Origin of the sequence: Siculibacillus lacustris (assembly GCF_004328075.1) — a bacterium.
In the GTDB taxonomy this organism is placed as follows: domain Bacteria; phylum Pseudomonadota; class Alphaproteobacteria; order Rhizobiales; family Ancalomicrobiaceae; genus Siculibacillus; species Siculibacillus lacustris.
In genome coordinates this window covers 40429-55623 of the sequence record NZ_SJFN01000031.1, presented here as the reverse complement: position 1 = coordinate 55623, position 15195 = coordinate 40429, and the positions used below count along the sequence as shown (strand labels likewise).

18 protein-coding genes and 1 pseudogene are annotated in these 15195 nt (G+C 70.0%); 10 read left to right on the top strand and 9 right to left on the bottom strand.

Features of this window, described 5'->3' with window-relative positions; genetic code table 11:
• A pseudogene (locus EYW49_RS23065) lies at positions 1 to 299 on the top strand (hypothetical protein); the annotation flags it as partial.
• A 50-nt stretch (positions 300 to 349) separates the two neighbouring features.
• The gene (locus tag EYW49_RS17765) at positions 350 to 1603 is read left to right on the top strand and encodes a GGDEF domain-containing protein (protein ID WP_131310972.1); all 1254 of its coding nucleotides are present in this window, start codon (positions 350 to 352) and stop codon (positions 1601 to 1603) included.
• Positions 1604 to 1675: 72 nt separating this feature from the next.
• On the opposite strand, the gene EYW49_RS17760 is transcribed toward EYW49_RS17765, so the two are convergent.
• The 3 genes from EYW49_RS17760 to EYW49_RS17750 form a co-directional block, all read right to left on the bottom strand.
• Entirely contained in the window at positions 1676 to 1930 is a 255-nt protein-coding gene (locus EYW49_RS17760; RefSeq protein WP_131310971.1) for a DUF2158 domain-containing protein, read from the bottom strand.
• 97 nt (positions 1931 to 2027) lie between these two features.
• Positions 2028 to 2918 carry an oxygen-dependent coproporphyrinogen oxidase gene (hemF, locus tag EYW49_RS17755; protein ID WP_131310970.1) on the bottom strand — a complete coding sequence of 297 codons (891 nt, stop codon included), beginning with the start codon at positions 2916 to 2918 and terminating at the stop codon, positions 2028 to 2030.
• Positions 2915 to 3451, bottom strand: coding sequence for a tRNA (cytidine(34)-2'-O)-methyltransferase (locus EYW49_RS17750; RefSeq protein ID WP_228259662.1), 537 nt, complete (start codon positions 3449 to 3451; stop codon positions 2915 to 2917). Before EYW49_RS17750 ends, hemF begins: the two co-directional genes overlap by 4 nt.
• A 351-nt stretch (positions 3452 to 3802) precedes the next feature.
• On the opposite strand from EYW49_RS17750, the gene petA reads away from it, so the two are divergent.
• The 6 genes from petA (at position 3803) to EYW49_RS17720 (ending at position 8527) form a co-directional block, all read left to right on the top strand.
• The gene (petA, locus tag EYW49_RS17745; protein WP_131310969.1) at positions 3803 to 4327 is read left to right on the top strand and encodes a ubiquinol-cytochrome c reductase iron-sulfur subunit; all 525 of its coding nucleotides are present in this window, start codon (positions 3803 to 3805) and stop codon (positions 4325 to 4327) included.
• Between the two features lie 23 nt (positions 4328 to 4350).
• The gene (locus EYW49_RS17740; RefSeq protein WP_131310968.1) at positions 4351 to 5583 is read left to right on the top strand and encodes a cytochrome b; all 1233 of its coding nucleotides are present in this window, start codon (positions 4351 to 4353) and stop codon (positions 5581 to 5583) included.
• Between the two features lie 26 nt (positions 5584 to 5609).
• A complete protein-coding gene (locus EYW49_RS17735; protein ID WP_131310967.1) occupies positions 5610 to 6473 on the top strand; it encodes a cytochrome c1 in 864 nt (287 codons plus the stop codon).
• Between the two features lie 184 nt (positions 6474 to 6657).
• On the top strand, positions 6658 to 7542 hold the full coding sequence (locus EYW49_RS17730; RefSeq protein WP_131310966.1) for an S-methyl-5'-thioadenosine phosphorylase: 885 nt from the start codon (positions 6658 to 6660) through the stop codon (positions 7540 to 7542).
• On the top strand, positions 7539 to 8000 hold the full coding sequence (locus EYW49_RS17725; protein ID WP_131310965.1) for an SAM-dependent methyltransferase: 462 nt from the start codon (positions 7539 to 7541) through the stop codon (positions 7998 to 8000). Before EYW49_RS17730 ends, EYW49_RS17725 begins: the two co-directional genes overlap by 4 nt.
• Entirely contained in the window at positions 8000 to 8527 is a 528-nt protein-coding gene (locus EYW49_RS17720; RefSeq protein WP_131310964.1) for an adenine phosphoribosyltransferase, read from the top strand. Before EYW49_RS17725 ends, EYW49_RS17720 begins: the two co-directional genes overlap by 1 nt.
• A gap of 30 nt (positions 8528 to 8557) precedes the next feature.
• On the opposite strand, the gene EYW49_RS17715 is transcribed toward EYW49_RS17720, so the two are convergent.
• Positions 8558 to 9580 carry a cation diffusion facilitator family transporter gene (locus EYW49_RS17715; protein WP_131310963.1) on the bottom strand — a complete coding sequence of 341 codons (1023 nt, stop codon included), beginning with the start codon at positions 9578 to 9580 and terminating at the stop codon, positions 8558 to 8560.
• A gap of 116 nt (positions 9581 to 9696) precedes the next feature.
• A complete protein-coding gene (gene epmA, locus EYW49_RS17710) occupies positions 9697 to 10800 on the bottom strand; it encodes an EF-P lysine aminoacylase EpmA (RefSeq protein WP_131310962.1) in 1104 nt (367 codons plus the stop codon).
• Positions 10801 to 10995: 195 nt separating this feature from the next.
• Here epmA and efp point away from each other — a divergent pair, with 195 nt between their 5' ends.
• Positions 10996 to 11562: an elongation factor P gene (gene efp, locus EYW49_RS17705; RefSeq protein WP_131310961.1), complete on the top strand. Its 567-nt coding sequence runs from the start codon at positions 10996 to 10998 to the stop codon at positions 11560 to 11562.
• A 91-nt stretch (positions 11563 to 11653) separates the two neighbouring features.
• On the opposite strand, the gene EYW49_RS17700 is transcribed toward efp, so the two are convergent.
• The 3 genes from EYW49_RS17700 to EYW49_RS17690 form a co-directional block, all read right to left on the bottom strand.
• Positions 11654 to 12580, bottom strand: coding sequence for a pirin family protein (locus EYW49_RS17700; RefSeq protein WP_131310960.1), 927 nt, complete (start codon positions 12578 to 12580; stop codon positions 11654 to 11656).
• A 116-nt stretch (positions 12581 to 12696) separates the two neighbouring features.
• Positions 12697 to 13185, bottom strand: coding sequence for a MaoC family dehydratase (locus EYW49_RS17695; protein ID WP_131310959.1), 489 nt, complete (start codon positions 13183 to 13185; stop codon positions 12697 to 12699).
• Positions 13182 to 13628 carry a MaoC family dehydratase gene (locus tag EYW49_RS17690; protein WP_228259661.1) on the bottom strand — a complete coding sequence of 149 codons (447 nt, stop codon included), beginning with the start codon at positions 13626 to 13628 and terminating at the stop codon, positions 13182 to 13184. The genes EYW49_RS17695 and EYW49_RS17690 overlap by 4 nt, the downstream gene beginning before the upstream one ends.
• Positions 13629 to 13743: 115 nt before the next feature.
• Here EYW49_RS17690 and EYW49_RS17685 point away from each other — a divergent pair, with 115 nt between their 5' ends.
• The gene (locus EYW49_RS17685) at positions 13744 to 14034 is read left to right on the top strand and encodes a DUF4282 domain-containing protein (RefSeq protein ID WP_131310957.1); all 291 of its coding nucleotides are present in this window, start codon (positions 13744 to 13746) and stop codon (positions 14032 to 14034) included.
• 45 nt (positions 14035 to 14079) lie between these two features.
• Here EYW49_RS17685 and ychF read toward each other — a convergent pair whose 3' ends face one another.
• Entirely contained in the window at positions 14080 to 15177 is a 1098-nt protein-coding gene (gene ychF / locus EYW49_RS17680) for a redox-regulated ATPase YchF (protein WP_131310956.1), read from the bottom strand.
• Positions 15178 to 15195 lie beyond the last annotated feature (18 nt).

Genomic DNA, 15195 nt, shown 5'->3' with positions numbered 1-15195 from the left:
GGCTGGCGCTGGCGGCGGCGCGCGGCCGCATCGATGGGGCCACCGCGCTCGCCGCGCTGGCGCGGGCGGCGACGACGGCCGTGCCGGTGCTGCCGATCGGCGGACGCGATCTGTTGGCGATCGGTTGCCCGAGCGGGCCGGCAATCGGGGCGGTGCTGGCCGAACTCGCCGCCGACTGGCGGGCCTCCGGTCACGTCCTCGACCATGCGGCGCTGGTCGAGCGGGCGCGGGCGATCGTCGCGCGGCAGGACGGGTCGCCGATCGATCCAAAGCGAGGCAATTCTCCAAACCTCCCTTAAACCCGAAGCGGCATCGTCGGATCGAGACCCAACCGCCGAGGGCCCGACCCATGTCGACACCGACCGTCACGCTCCAGGAGATCGATCAGGCCGAAGCCGGACCATGGCATCGCCTGCGGTTCTCGCCGGCCCTCGAAGCGCGCTGGGAAGCGGATCGCGGCGCCCGCCGTTCGGCGCGGATGGCGACGGCGGCGGTGGGCTTCGCGATCGGCTTCGCCGCGCTCGGCGCGCTCGATTCGCACCTGGTCGGCGACGTGGTGGCGACGGCGTCCCTGCTGCGCTTCGGCGTGGTGGTGCCCTGTGCTCTGGCCCTCGCGGTGCTGGCCGGGCGGCGCTGCCCGGCGCCGTTGCGCGAGGCGGGGGCGGCCGGCCTGCCCGTGCTGGCTGCGGCGGCGATGCTGTTGGTGTTCCATCTCGCGCGCGATCCGGGGGCGGCGCACTATCCGGCGCTGGTCGCGCTGCCGGTGCTCTATGGCAACATCGTGCTCAGGCCGCGCTTCGCCTTTGCGGCGGCCGGCTCGACGGCGATCCTGGCGATCTCGGTCGCGGCACTGGCGGCCGGTGGGCTGCCGGGCGGGGTGATCGTCGCGGTGTCGATCGGCCTGACCGCGACCGCGGTGTCGACGCTCGGCGCCGGACTGGTGATGGAGCGTGAGGCCCGCCGGGCCCATCTGCGCGACCTGCGCGGCGAGATCGCCACCGGCAATCTCAGCCATCGCTACGACCAGTTGCGCCTGATCAGCCAGATGGATCCGCTGACCGGCGTCGCCAATCGGCGCGCCGTCGACGGACACATCGCCGAAATGGCCGATCGTTCGCGACAGACCGGTGAGCCGCTGGCGCTGCTGATGATCGACGTCGACCACTTCAAGATGTTCAACGACCGCTACGGCCATCCCGCCGGCGACCGCTGCCTGACCTGGGTGGCGGCGGCGACCCGCAGTCAGGTGCGCCGCCAGGGCGATCTGGTCGGCCGGTTCGGCGGCGAGGAATTCATCGTGGTGCTGCCGGCGACCGGGCTCGCCGACGCGATCCGGGTCGGCGAACGCATCCGCGCGGCGATCGAGTCGGCGGCGATCCCCCACGACGGCAACGGCGAGGGCGCGGTGGTGACCGTCAGCATCGGCGTCGCCGCCGGCCATGTCTCGGACACGCGCCTGCCCCGCGACCTGCTGCTCGAGGCCGACGCCGCCCTCTACGCGGCCAAGGACGGCGGACGCAACCGCGTCCGTCCGCTCGCCGACCCGCTCAGCGCCGTCGACGACGAGATTCCGGAAGCGATCGCGCCGGAACGCGCCGCCTGAGCGGACGATCGCGAACGGACGTCGGAACGGCCGGGCGACCCGGCGGCCGCCCGACACGCGGGGTCACGACGATCAGTCGTCTTCGGGCTCTTCCGCCTCCGGCTCTTCCGCGTCGTCGTCGTCCTCGTCGAAGTCGACGGCGATCAGGGCGACGGACGGCAGTTCCTCGATGCGGAAGACTTCCTCCTCCTCGGCGAACCACACCAGCGTGGCGAGGTCGGCGATGATCGCGGTGACGGTCATGGCGGGACCGCCCGACTTCACCATGACGACGTCGCCGGGGGAGAAGGTGGTCGCGGGGATGGTGTCGGTGGTGGTGTCGGTCATCGGGGGCCTCCATCGTCGAATCGCGCCGGCGGGATCGCCGAGGCGCGCGACGCAGCGTCGGCCGCAGCGATGACGGCGACGCGACGGCCGCCGCCCCTCAGGGCCATTTGACGACGGGCGGCAGCGACGACAGGATCGAGGCGACGTTGCCGCCGGTCTTCAGGCCGAAGATGGTGCCGCGGTCCCACAGCAGGTTGAACTCGACGTAGCGGCCGCGGCGGATCAGCTGTTCCTCGCGATCGGCGGCGGTCCACGGCGTGGTGCCGTTGCGCCGGACGATCACCGGCCAGACGTCGGCGAAGGCGCTGCCGACGTCCCGCGCGAAGGCGAAGTCGGCGTTCCCGTCGCCGCTGTCGAGGTTGTCGAAGAAGATGCCGCCGACGCCGCGCGGCTCGTTGCGGTGCCTCAGGAAGAAATATTCGTCGCACCATTGCTTGTAGCGGCCGTGGTCGGCGACCGGGTGGGCATCGCAGGCGGCCTTCAGGGCGGCGTGGAAGGCGATCGTATCGGGATCCTCGGCGGTGCGGCGACGGTCGAGCACCGGCGTCAGGTCGGCGCCGCCGCCGAACCAGCGGCGGGTGGTGACGACATGGCGGCAGTTCATGTGCACCGTCGGCACCTGGGGGTTCCAGGGATGGGCGATCAGCGACACGCCCGCGGCCCAGAAACGCGGGTCCTCGGCGGCGCCGGGGATCTGACCGCGGAACTCCTCCGAGAAGGTGCCGTGGACCGTCGAGACGTGGATGCCGACCTTTTCGAACACCCGCCCGTGCATCATCGCCATGACGCCGCCGCCGCCGGGCTCGCCGGTGGCATCGGTGCGGGCCCAGGGCTCACGGCGGAAGCGGCCGGGGGCGGCGTCGACGCCCGGCGTGGCGATCTCGTCCTCGAGCGCCTCGAAGATCGCGCAGAGCCGATCGCGCAGGGTTTCGAACCACGCCGAGGCGGCGGTCTTCAGAGCGTCGAGGTCGCGCGGGGACGAGGTCATCGGGGATCTCCGGGGCCGTGGGCGGGGACGAGCGGCGGGAAGCCGGCGGTCTGGCGCAGCGCCTCGCCGAGCACGAAGGTCGCGGCGATCGCCACGTTGAGCGAGCGCAGGCCCGGCCGCATCGGCACGATCAGCCGGGCGTCGGCGCTGGCGTGGACGCGCTCGGGCACGCCGGCCGATTCGCGCCCGACCAGGATCACGTCGTCGGGGCGGAAGGCGAAGTCGAGATAGGGCTCCGCGGCGGCGGTGGTGAGCAGGATCAGGCGGCGGCCCTCGGCGCGGCGGGCGGCGTCGAAGGCGGTCCAGCCGCTGTGGCGGGTGAGCACCGCGGCGTCGAGATAGTCGAGGCCGGCGCGGCGCAGGTTGCGGTCGGTGACGGCGAAGCCGGCCGGCTCGATCAGGTCGACGGCGAGGCCGAGACAGGCGGCGGTGCGCAGCAACGTGCCGGTATTCTGCGGAATATCCGGCTCGTAGAGGGCCAGACGCAGGCGGCAGCCGAGGCGCGGATCGGAGGGGGCGGGGGCGGGCGACACGGGCTCTGGGGCTTCCTCGTCCGGGGGATCGACCTTCGTCCGGGTTTTCGGCGCCGGGCGCAAGTCGGAATCGACGGCGTGCGCGAAGCCGGGTCCGGGACGGCCGACGAGGCAGATCGGAACCGTTCAAAGGTCGGGGGGGCGAGGGGTGCCTGATCCCTGGACAAGGGGCCGATGTGATGTCAAAAACGGCGCCGATCGGACACTGGGCACTTCGTGGTCGCCCGGTGCTGGACCACCGCGAACTTCCTTCCTGCGTGTCGCCGGCTTCGCCCATCCCTCCCAGGATACCGCAGCTCGGTCTCGACGGACGGGGGTGATCGATCCGACGACCTTCGAGAGGATCCGACCTTGACGACCATGGACACCACAGAACCGTCGCGCCGCGACTTCCTCTACATCGCGACCGGCGCCGTCGCCGCGGTCGGCGTCGGCGCGGCGGTCTGGCCGTTCGTCGACCAGATGAACCCGGATGCCTCCGCGCTGGCGCTGGCCTCCACCGAAGTCGACATCTCGGCGGTCGCGCCGGGCCAGATCATCACGGTCAAGTGGCGCGGCAAGCCGGTGTTCGTCCGCAACCGCACCGACAAGGAAATGGCCGAGCTCGCCAAGACCGACGTCAAGGCGCTGCGCGATCCGCAGACCGACGCCGACCGGGTCAAGAAGGGCCATGAGAACCTCCTGGTGGTGGTCGGGGTGTGCACGCATCTCGGCTGCGTGCCGCTCGGCCACGCCGGCGAATACGACGGCTGGTTCTGCCCCTGCCACGGATCGGTCTACGACGCCTCGGGCCGCATTCACGCCGGCCCGGCACCGCTCAATCTGCCGGTGCCGCCGTACGAGTTCCTGTCCGACAAGGTCGTGAAGATCGGCTGACGCCGCCTCGGGAGAAGCAAGACATGAGCGGTCCTTCGACCTATGTTCCTTCGAACGGTTTCACGCGCTGGCTCGATGCGCGCCTGCCGATCGTCCGGCTCGGGTACGATTCCTTCGTCGCCTACCCGACGCCCCGCAACCTCAACTACTGGTGGACGTTCGGCGCCATCCTGTCGATGATGCTGGTGGTCCAGCTGGTCACCGGCATCGTGCTGGCGATGCACTACACGCCGCACGTCACTCTCGCCTTCGCGTCCGTCGAGCACATCATGCGCGACGTGAACTGGGGCTGGCTGCTGCGCTACATGCACGCCAACGGCGCTTCGATGTTCTTCGTCGCCGTCTACGTCCACATCTTCCGCGGCATGTACTACGGCTCCTACAAGGCGCCCCGCGAGATCCTGTGGATCCTCGGCGTGCTGATCTTCCTGTTGATGATGGCCACCGCCTTCATGGGCTACGTGCTGCCGTGGGGCCAGATGTCGTTCTGGGGCGCCACCGTCATCACCAACCTGTTCTCGGCGATCCCGCTGGTCGGCGAGCCGATCGTCACCTGGCTGTGGGGCGGCTTCTCGGTCGACAATCCGACGCTCAATCGCTTCTTCTCGCTGCACTACCTGCTGCCCTTCGTGATCTGCGGGATCGTCATCCTGCACGTCTGGGCGCTGCACGTGGTCGGCCAGAACAATCCGACCGGCGTCGAGGTCAAGTCCGAGCAGGACACCGTGGCCTTCACGCCCTATGCGACGCTGAAGGACGCCTTCGCCTCGGTCGCCTATCTGGTGCTGTTCGGCTGGTTCCTGTTCTGGGTGCCGAACTTCATGGGCCACCCGGACAACTACATCGAGGCGAACGCGATGGTGACCCCGGCGCACATCGTGCCGGAATGGTACTTCCTGCCGTTCTACGCGATCCTGCGCGCCATCCCCGACAAGCTCGGCGGCGTCATCGCGATGTTCGGGGCGATCGCGGTGCTGTTCGTGCTGCCGTGGCTCGACACCTCGAAGGTTCGCTCGGCGACCTATCGGCCGATGTACCGCACGTTCTTCTGGGTTCTGGTGGTGGTGGCGATCGTGCTCGGTTGGCTCGGCTCGCAGGCCGTGAGCGACGAGACCGTGCGTTGGTCGCAGGTGCTCACCGCCTACTACTTCTTCCACTTCCTCGTGATCCTGCCGGTGCTCGGTCTGATCGAGAAGCCGAAGCCCCTGCCGGAATCGATCACGGCGGCGGTCCTCGCCAAGACCTCCGTGCATTGAACCGAAGAGATCGGGAGACACTCACCATGACCATGATCCTTTCGGGTTCGAAACTCGGCTTCGCCGCCGCCGCCGCCGCCGTCCTGGGGCTCGGGCTCGCGCTCGCCGCCCCGGCTTCGGCGGAGGAGGCGCACGGGCCGGTGATCGAGAAGCAGTCCTGGAGCTTCGCCGGCCCCTTCGGTCGCTTCGACAAGGGCCAGTTGCAGCGCGGCTACAAGGTCTACAAGGAGGTCTGCTCCTCCTGCCATTCGATGAAGCTGGCGGCCTTCCGGACGCTGGCGGACGAGGGTGGCCCCGGCTTCACCGCCGATCAGGCCAAGGCGCTCGCCGCCACGGTCAAGGTTCCGGACGGGCCCAACGACGCCGGCGACATGTTCGAACGGCCGGGCCGGCCGTCCGATCGCTTCCCCTCGCCGTTCCCCAACGAGCAGGCGGCGCGCTCGGCGATGAACGGCGCGCTGCCGCCGGATCTGTCGCTGATGGGCAAGGCGCGGGCGGTGCACCGCGGCTTCCCGTGGTTCGTGTTCGACGCTTTCCTCCAGTATCAGGAGAACGGGCCGGACTACGTCTACAACCTCTTGACCGGCTACGAAGACGCGCCGCACGGCATCACCTGCGCCGACGGTCTGCAGTACAACAAGGCCTTCCTGGCCTCGACCTGCATCGCCATGCCGCCGCCGCTGTCCGACGGGCAGGTCACCTATGACGACGGCACGCCCGGTACGCTGCAGACCTACGCCCGCGACGTTTCGGCCTTCCTGATGTGGGCGGCCGAGCCGAAGTTGGAGCAGCGCAAGCAGACCGGCCTCAAGGTCATGCTGTTCCTGGTGGTGTTCGCCGGCCTCTTGTACTTCTCCAAGCGCAAGCTGTGGTCGACGGTCCCGCACTGAGCGACCGATCCTCGCATCGCGACAGGGGCTCCCGGGCGACCGGGGGCCCTTCGTCCGTCCGGGCCCCCGCGACGACGCGGACACCGCGAGGTGGCCTTCACGGATTGCATCTCGCCGGGGAATGGTGAAACTCGCGGGTGCCCCGCGACGGGGGCTGGACGCGCGGCGCGCGATGGAGGACGGCATGGCGGCATCGGTGATCGGGGTGATCGGCGGCTCGGGGCTCTACGACCTGCCGGGTCTCGTCGATGCGACCTGGACGCGGGTCGACAGCCCCTGGGGCACGCCCTCCGACGAGTTGCTGATCGGCACGATCGGCGGCAATAAGCTGGTGTTCCTGCCGCGCCACGGCCGCGGCCACCGCATTCCGCCCTCGGAGATCGACTACCGCGCCAACATCGACGCGCTGAAGCGGGCCGGGGTCACCGATCTCGTCTCGATCTCGGCGGTCGGCTCCTATCGTGAGGATCTGGCGCCCGGCACCTTCGTGCTGATCGACCAGTTCGTCGACCGCACGGTGGCGCGCGCCTCGTCGTTCTTCGGCACCGGCTGCGTCGGTCACGTCGGCTTCGGCCATCCCGTCAGCCCGGGGCTGATGGACCGGCTGAAGGTCGCGGCGCTGGCCGAGGACATCGACGTGCGGCGCGGCGGCACCTATGTCTGCATGGAGGGGCCGCAGTTCTCCACGCTGGCCGAGAGCCTGTGGTACAAGTCGGCCGGTTTCGACGTGATCGGCATGACCAACATGCCGGAGGCCAAGCTCGCCCGCGAGGCCGAGCTGCCTTATGCGACGGTGGCGATGGTCACCGACTACGACTGCTGGCATCCGTCCGAGGACCATGTCGACGTCGCCTCGGTGATCAAGGTGGTCTACGACAACGCCGACAAGGCGCGCCGGCTGATCGCCCGTTTCGCCCATGATTTTCCCGCCGAGCATCCGCCCTGTCCGATCGGCTCGGATCGGGCCCTCGACCACGCGCTGATGACCGCCCACGACAAGCGCGATCCGGCGCTCCTCGCCAAGCTCGACGCGGTCGCCGGGCGGGTGCTGAACAAGGTGCGGCCATGACCGGGATCACGCTCGAGCCGATCGGCCGGGTGCACGGCGGTCGGATCGAGACCGACGACGACCATTGGGGCGCGGTGGAGTCGGAGATCGTGCTCGATCTCGCCTATCCGGAGGCGGCCTTCGCCGGGCTCGGCGACTTCAGCCACGCGGTGGTGGTGTTCCACTTCGACATGATCGATCCGGAGACCATCGCGATCGGAGACCGCCATCCGCGCGGGCGGACCGACTGGCCGAAGGTCGGCATCTTCGCCCAGCGCGGCAGTCCGCGGCCGAACCGGCTGGGGGTGACCACGGTCGAGATCCTGTCGGTCTCGGGGCGACGCCTCCGGGTGCGCGGCCTCGACGCCATCGACGGCACGCCGGTGCTCGACATCAAGCCGGTGATGCGCGGCTTCGAACCGCGCGGAGCGATCCGCGAGCCCGCCTGGGCTACCGAAATCATGAAGGACTACTGGTGATGAACCTCAAGGACACGATCCGCTCGATTCGCGACTATCCGAAGCCGGGGATCATCTTCCGCGACATCACCACCCTGCTCGGCAATCCGCGGGCCTTCCGCCAGAGCGTCGACGAGCTGGTGCAGCCCTACGCCGGGACCGGCGTGGAAAAGGTGGCGGGAATCGAGGCGCGCGGCTTCATCCTCGGGGGAGCGGTGGCGCATCAGCTCTCGGCCGGCTTCGTGCCTATCCGCAAGAAGGGCAAGCTGCCGCACGAGACGGTGTCGATCGCCTACAGCCTCGAATACGGCGTCGATCAGATGGAGATCCATCGCGACGCGGTGTTGGCCGGCGAGAAGGTGATCCTCTGCGACGACCTGATCGCCACCGGCGGCACCGCCTGCGCCGCGGCGCAGCTCCTGCGCAACCTCGGCGCCGAAGTGGTCGCGGCCTGTTTCGTGATCGACCTGCCCGATCTCGGCGGCGCCGCCAAGCTGCGCGGCATGGACGTGCCGGTCCGGGCGCTGGTCGAGTTCGAAGGACATTGACGTAGGGCGGATCCGTCCCCCGACGGTTCCTCAGATCACGTCTTCCGGGGCCAGCCGGCACCAGTCGGCGGCGTCGGTCTCGATCTGCAGCGTGGCGTGGCCGATGGCGAAGCGGCTGCGCAGAAGCTCGGTGGTCTCGGCCAGGAAGGCGTCGCCGGGATGGCCCGAGGGCATCACCAGATGGGCGGTCAGCGCCGTCTCGGTGGTCGACATCGCCCAGATGTGGAGGTCGTGCAGGGCCGCGACGCCCGGGCGCTCGGCGAGCCAGGCGCGCACCGCGACCGGGTCGATGCGCGACGGCACCGCGGCGATCGACAGGGCCGAGCTCTCCACCAGGAGGTCCCAGGTGCCCCACACCACCACGCCGGCGACGATCAGGCTCATCAGCGGATCGATCCAGGTGCCGGCGCCGGCGAGGATGGTCAGACCGGCGAGCACCACGGCGGCGGAGACCGCGGCGTCGGTCAGCATGTGCAGGTAGACGCCGCGGATGTTGAGGTCGCCGTCGCGACCGCGGGCGAACATCAGGGCGGTGGCGCCGTTGATCAGGATGCCGACCAGGGCGACGGCGATCATCGTCGGGCCGGACACCGGTTCGGGGGCGATCAGGCGCTGGATCGCCTCCCAGACGATGGCGCCGACGGCGATCAGCAGCACGACGGCGTTGAACAGCGCCGCCATGATCGACGAGCCGGCCAACCCGTAGGTGAAGCGCGGGCTCGGCGGCCGGGCAGCGGCGCGGGCGGCGATCCAGGCGACGATCAGCGCCAGCACGTCGGAGAGATTGTGGCCGGCGTCGGCGAGCAGGGCGACCGAATTGCCGTAGAAGCCGAAACCCGCCTCGACCGCCACGAAGGCGGTGTTGAGGACGATGCCGACGCGAAAGGCGCGCCCGAAGTCGGTCGGGGCGTGGCTGTGGCCGGTGCCATGGTGGTGGCCGTGGTCGTGGGCATGGCTGTGGTCGTGGGATTCGGCCGCGGGAGCGGCATGATCGTGAGACCCGTGGGCGGCGTGCCCATGGTCGTGGTCGGCGTGATCGTGGTCGTCGTGCATCGTGTCCCGGTCCCTCGCAGTCGCAACAGAGTGGCCCGAGATCGCAGCGGATACTATCACAGGCGCGGCGGCGCGCCGGCGTCCGGAGGGGTGCGAAGCGGAGGGCGGGCGCCGGCTCAGCGGGGATCCGGCGCCCGCTCGACCGGCGTCCAGGCGACGTCGTCGAGGCGCGGCGCCCCGGTCGCCAACATCACCAGCCGGTCGAAGCCCAGCGCGATGCCGCTGGTCGCCGGCATGTCCGCGAGTGCGGCGAGGAAGGCTTCGTCGATCGGGTAGCGTTCGCCGTAGACGCGCTGCTTCTCGTCCATCTCGGCCTCGAAGCGGCGGCGCTGCTCGACCGGGTCGGTCAGTTCGCCGAAGCCGTTGGCGAGTTCGACGCCGCAGACGTAGAGCTCGAAACGCTCGGCGACGCGGCCGTCGTGGGCGCATGGCCGGGCCAGCGCCGCCTCGTGGGTCGGGTATTCGGTGAGGAAGGTGGGGCGATCGATGCCGAGCCGCGGCTCGATGCGGTCGACCAGAATGCGCGAGAAGATGTCCGACCAGCCGTCGTCGGCGGCGATTCCGAGGCCGGCGGCGCGCGCCGCCGCGGCCAGGGCCGCGCGGTCGGGCGCCGCGCCGGCGCCGCTGCCCAGGGTGGCGAACAGGTCGATGCCGGCATGGGTGGCGAAGGCCTCGGCGACGGTCAGGCGGCGCGGCAGCAGGAAGGGATCGCAGCTCACCCCGCGGTGGACCAGACGCGGGGCGCCGGCGGCCTCGGCGGCCAGGCGCAGGAGGGCGGTGCAGTCGTCCATCAACGCCTGCCACGGCTCGCCGGCGCGATACCATTCGAGCATGGTGAATTCGGCGGCGTGGCGGTGGGTGGCCTCGCGGTTGCGCCACACCCGGGCGAAATCGAAGATCCGCGTCTCGCCGGCGGCGATCAGCTTCTTCATCGCGAATTCCGGCGAGGTGTGGAGATACATCGTCCGCCGGCTTCCGTCGGCGTCGATCGCCGTGGTCGCGAAGGCGTGGAGATGGGCCTCGTTGCCGGGCGAGACCTGCAGCGCGGCGGTCTCGACCTCGGTGAAGCCGCGCTCCTCGAAATGCCGGCGCAAGGCGCTCCGGATGCGGTTGCGGGCGAGGAGGAGGGGGCGCCGGTCGGCATGACGGGTGCGATCCCACCAGGGCGAGGGCGCATCCGGAGTGCGGGGCGCGGGCGGGCGGGGGGCTTCCGGGGTCATGCGGGGCGCGGCCTTCGGCGATGGGGTCGTCGAGTTTCCCTTCCGGCGCGGCCCTCCGCAAGCCCTCGGCGGCGGGGATCGGCGAGTTTTCGCTTCCCTTCGCGGCCGAGAAGTGCCAGAGGAGACGCAACACAACGTGCGAGCCGTCGGGTGCGCGCGCGTGAGGTCTTTTGAGACAGTCGAGGTCCCTTCCCCATGAGAGTGAATGCGCAGAATCTCCGCAAGGGCAACGTCGTCGACATGGACGGCAAACTCTACGTCGTCCTGTCGGCCGAGAGCTTCCACCCCGGCAAGGGGACGCCGACGACGCAGATCGACATGCGGCGCATCTCCGACGGCGTGAAGGTGTCCGAGCGTTGGAAGACCACCGAGCAGGTCGAGCGGGCGATGCTCGACGAGCGCGCCTATGCCTTCCTCTATGCCGACGACGAGGGCTTCCACTTCATGAACAAGGAAAACTACGATCAGATCGTGGTTTCCAAGGACGTGGTCGGCGATCAGTCGGTCTATCTGCAGGAAGACATGGAAGTCCAGGTGGCGATCTACCAGGACATCCCGGTGTCGATCGAACTGCCGGCGCGCGTCACCCTCGAGATCGTCGATACCGAGCCGGTGACCAAGGGCCAGACCGCCTCGTCGTCCTACAAGCCGGCGATGCTGTCGAACGGCGTCAAGTCGGCGGTGCCGCCGCACGTCGGCATCGGCACCCGCGTGGTGGTGATGACCGTCGACGGCTCCTACGTGGAGCGCGCCAAGGACTGAGGATCGCCACCGCGCTCCCCACGGGGTGGGCGCAGCCCGACGATCGAAGCGTATGACGAAGGCCCGGCTCGCGCCGGGCCTTTCGCGTCGCTCAGTCCTTCCACACCACGCCCGGCGGGTCGGGGGGGAGCGGGATGAACTCGGTCTCGCCGGCGATGCCGGGGAAGCGGCCGGCGCGCCAGTCGGCCTTGGCCGCCTCGATGCGGTCCTTGGAGCTCGACACGAAGTTCCAATAGATGTGGCGCTTCTCGGGGAAGGGTTCGCCGCCGATCAGGGTCAGGCGGGTGGGGCCGTGGGCCTCGAGCACGATCTCGGCGCCGGGGGCGAAGACCACCAGCCGCATCTCCTCGAAGGTGCCGGTCTGGCCGGCGATCGACACGGCGCCGGAGATCACGAAGGCGGCGCGCTCGGCGTGATCGGCGGGCACGTGGAAGCGGGCGCCGTCGGCGAGCACCACGTCGACGAACATCAGGTCGGAGAAGGTCGGCACCGGCGAGCGCAGGCCGAAGGCTTCGCCGGCGACGATCGTCGCGGTGGCGCCGTCGCCGTCGAGGCGCGGCAGGCTGTCGGCGGTGTGATGGGTGAAGCCGGGATCGGTCTCTTCCGACGCCCGCGGTAGGGCGATCCAGATCTGCTGACCGAACAATCCGCCGCCGGTCACCCGGCGCTCCGGCGGGGTGCGCTCGGAATGGACGATGCCGCGGCCGGCGGTCATCCAGTTGACCTCGCCGGCGCGGATGGTCTCGACATGGCCGGCGCTGTCGCGGTGGCGGATCTCGCCCTCGAACAGCCAGGTCAGGGTCGACAGGCCGATGTGGGGGTGGGGGCGGACGTCCTGACCGCTGCCGGGGCCGAGGATCACCGGCCCCAACTGGTCGAAGAACACGAAGGGGCCGACCATGCGGCGCATCGCCGAGGGCAGGGCGCGGCGCACCTGGAAGCCGTCGCCGAGGTCGTGGACCCGCGGCAGGATCACCTGCGCGGCGGGGGCGGTCGGGTCGGGCACGGCGTCGGTCATGTCGGATCTCCTCGAGGGCTCGAACCGACATCTAGGGCGGAGCGCACGCGGGGGAAACGGGGCATCCGTCGAACGGTGCGTCCGCCGGCGACGGACGACCGCGATCGATCGTTCGCTCAGGCCTTGGGCGCGCGCGGGCGGCGCGGCACGAAGACGTTGACCACGAAGCTGAAGACCTCGTCGCCGGCTTCGTCGGTCGCCGAGTTGCGGCTGACCAGGGTGCCCCAGCCGGGGCGCGAGCCGGACGGGCGGGTGGCGATCACCGTCGAGCGGTAGGACAGGGTGTGGCCGGCGAGCACCGGCTTGGACCAGCGCATGTCCTCGAAGCCGGGGGAGGGGCCCGACACCACGACGTCGTCGCCGCGGGCGTCGGCGGCGGCCATCTCGGCGTTCTGGTGGTCGATCCACAGCCGCATCCAGGCGCAGGCGACGTGCCAGCCGGAGGCGGCGAGGCCGCCGAACAGCGAGGCGCGGCCGGCCTCCTCGTCGATGTGGAAGGGCTGGGGATCGAACTGGCGGGCGAAGTCGACGATCTCTTCGGCGCTGAAGGTGTGCCGGCCGAGGTCGAGGGTGGCGCCGGCTCGATAGTCCTCGAGATACATCATGCCGCGGCCCTCGTTCCCATCATCACGGTGGCGATCATCACCAGCACCGCGGCGCCGTTCTGGTCGACCGTCTCGAAGCGCCCGCGCACCAGACCGATGGTCGGCCGGCTGCGCGACAGGCGCGTGTCGAGGATGGTGAGATCGGCGGACAGGGTGTCGCCGGGGCGCACCGGTCGCATCCACTTCAACGATTCGATGCCGGGCGAGCCGCGCGAATCGGCCTTGGACAGCAGTCCGTCGACGAACAGGCGCATCATCACGCAGGCGGTGTGCCAGCCGGAGGCGGAGAGGCCCCCGAGCATCGAGGCGGCACCGGCGGCTTCGTCGAGATGCATCGGCTGGGGATCCCAGCGCTCGGCGAAGGCGACGATCTCGTCGCGGTCGATCCGCCGGGCGCCCAGCGGAAAGACCGCCCCGGCGGCGAAGTCCTCGAAGTGCAACATCATTTCCCCCGTCGATCCGAGCCCGCGTCCGTGTCATAAGAGGCGCGCGAAAACCGGCGGCAAGGCCCGACCGCCGCCTTTCGAAGCGTCGAGGATGACAGAGGAAATCGGTCGCATGTTGTCGAAACTCACCAACCTCGACGATTTTCTCGTCGATCGCCTGGTTCGTCCGTTCCACCTTCTGGGAAGCGCCTTCGCGGTTCTGGTCGCTTTGATCGGCTGGCTGTTCGGGGTCGCGGCGCTGTTGCAGTCGCCGCTGGTCGGGGGGCTGGTCCTGGTGACCGTCACCCTGCTCGCCGCGCTGATCTTCCTCGGCGTGCGCATCGCCGCGGAGACGGTGATCGCGGTGTTCCGCATGCATCAGCGCTTCATCGGCGGTGGGCCCTGGGACCGCGTGCCGCGCTGAGGGTGTGGGGCGGCCGCGCGGCGGCCGCCCGTTTCGTCTCTCGGGTCAGGCGTTGAAGCGGAACAGCAGGATGTCGCCGTCCTGGACGACGTATTCCTTGCCTTCGTCGCGGGCCTTGCCGGCTTCCTTGGCCGCCGCTTCGCCGCCGAGCGCCACGTAGTCGTCGTAGGCGATGGTCTGGGCGCGGATGAAGCCGCGCTCGAAGTCGGAATGGATCACCCCGGCGGCGCCCGGCGCCTTGGTGCCGCGGGTGATCGTCCAGGCGCGCGCTTCCTTCGGGCCCACCGTGAAGTAGGTGACCAGACCGAGCAGGTCGTAGCCGGCGCGAATCAGCCGGTCGAGGCCCGGCTCGTGCAGACCCATGCCTTCGAGGAACTCGATCTCTTCGGCGTCGGAGAGCTGGGCGATCTCGGCCTCGATGGCCGCCGAGATGGTCACGGCCATGGCGCCCTGGGTCTTGGCCATCGCCTCGACGGCGCGGGAATACTCGTTGCCGGTGGCGGCCGAGGGTTCGTCGACGTTGCAGACGTAGAGCACCGGCTTGGCGGTGAGCAGCGTCAGGCCGGCGAGCATCTCACGGTCTTCGGGCGAAAGGTCCAGCGTGCGGGCCGGGCGGCCGGCCTGCAGGCAGGCGAGCGCCGCCTCCATCACCGGCAGCAGCGCCTTGGCGTCGCGATCGCCGCCGGCGGCCTTCTTGCGGGCGGCGACGACACGGCGTTCCAGGCTGTCGAGATCGGACAGCATCAGCTCGGTCTCGACGGTCTCGGCGTCGGCGACCGGATCGATGCGGCCTTCGACGTGGGTCACGTCGTCGTCCTGGAAGCAGCGCAGGACGTGGACGACCGCGTCGACCTCACGGATGTTGGCGAGGAACTGATTGCCGAGGCCCTCGCCCTTCGAAGCCCCGCGGACCAGACCGGCGATGTCGACGAAGGTGATTCGGGTCGGCACGATCTGCGCCGACTTGCCGATCGTCGCGATCTTGTCGAGACGCGGATCCGGAACCCCGACCTCGCCGGTGTTCGGCTCGATGGTGCAGAAGGGGTAGTTGGCGGCCTGGGCGGCCGCGGTCCGGGTGAGGGCGTTGAAGAGGGTCGACTTGCCGACGTTCGGCAGGCCGACGATCCCGCATTTGAAACCCATGGGCGGATCTTTCCGGTC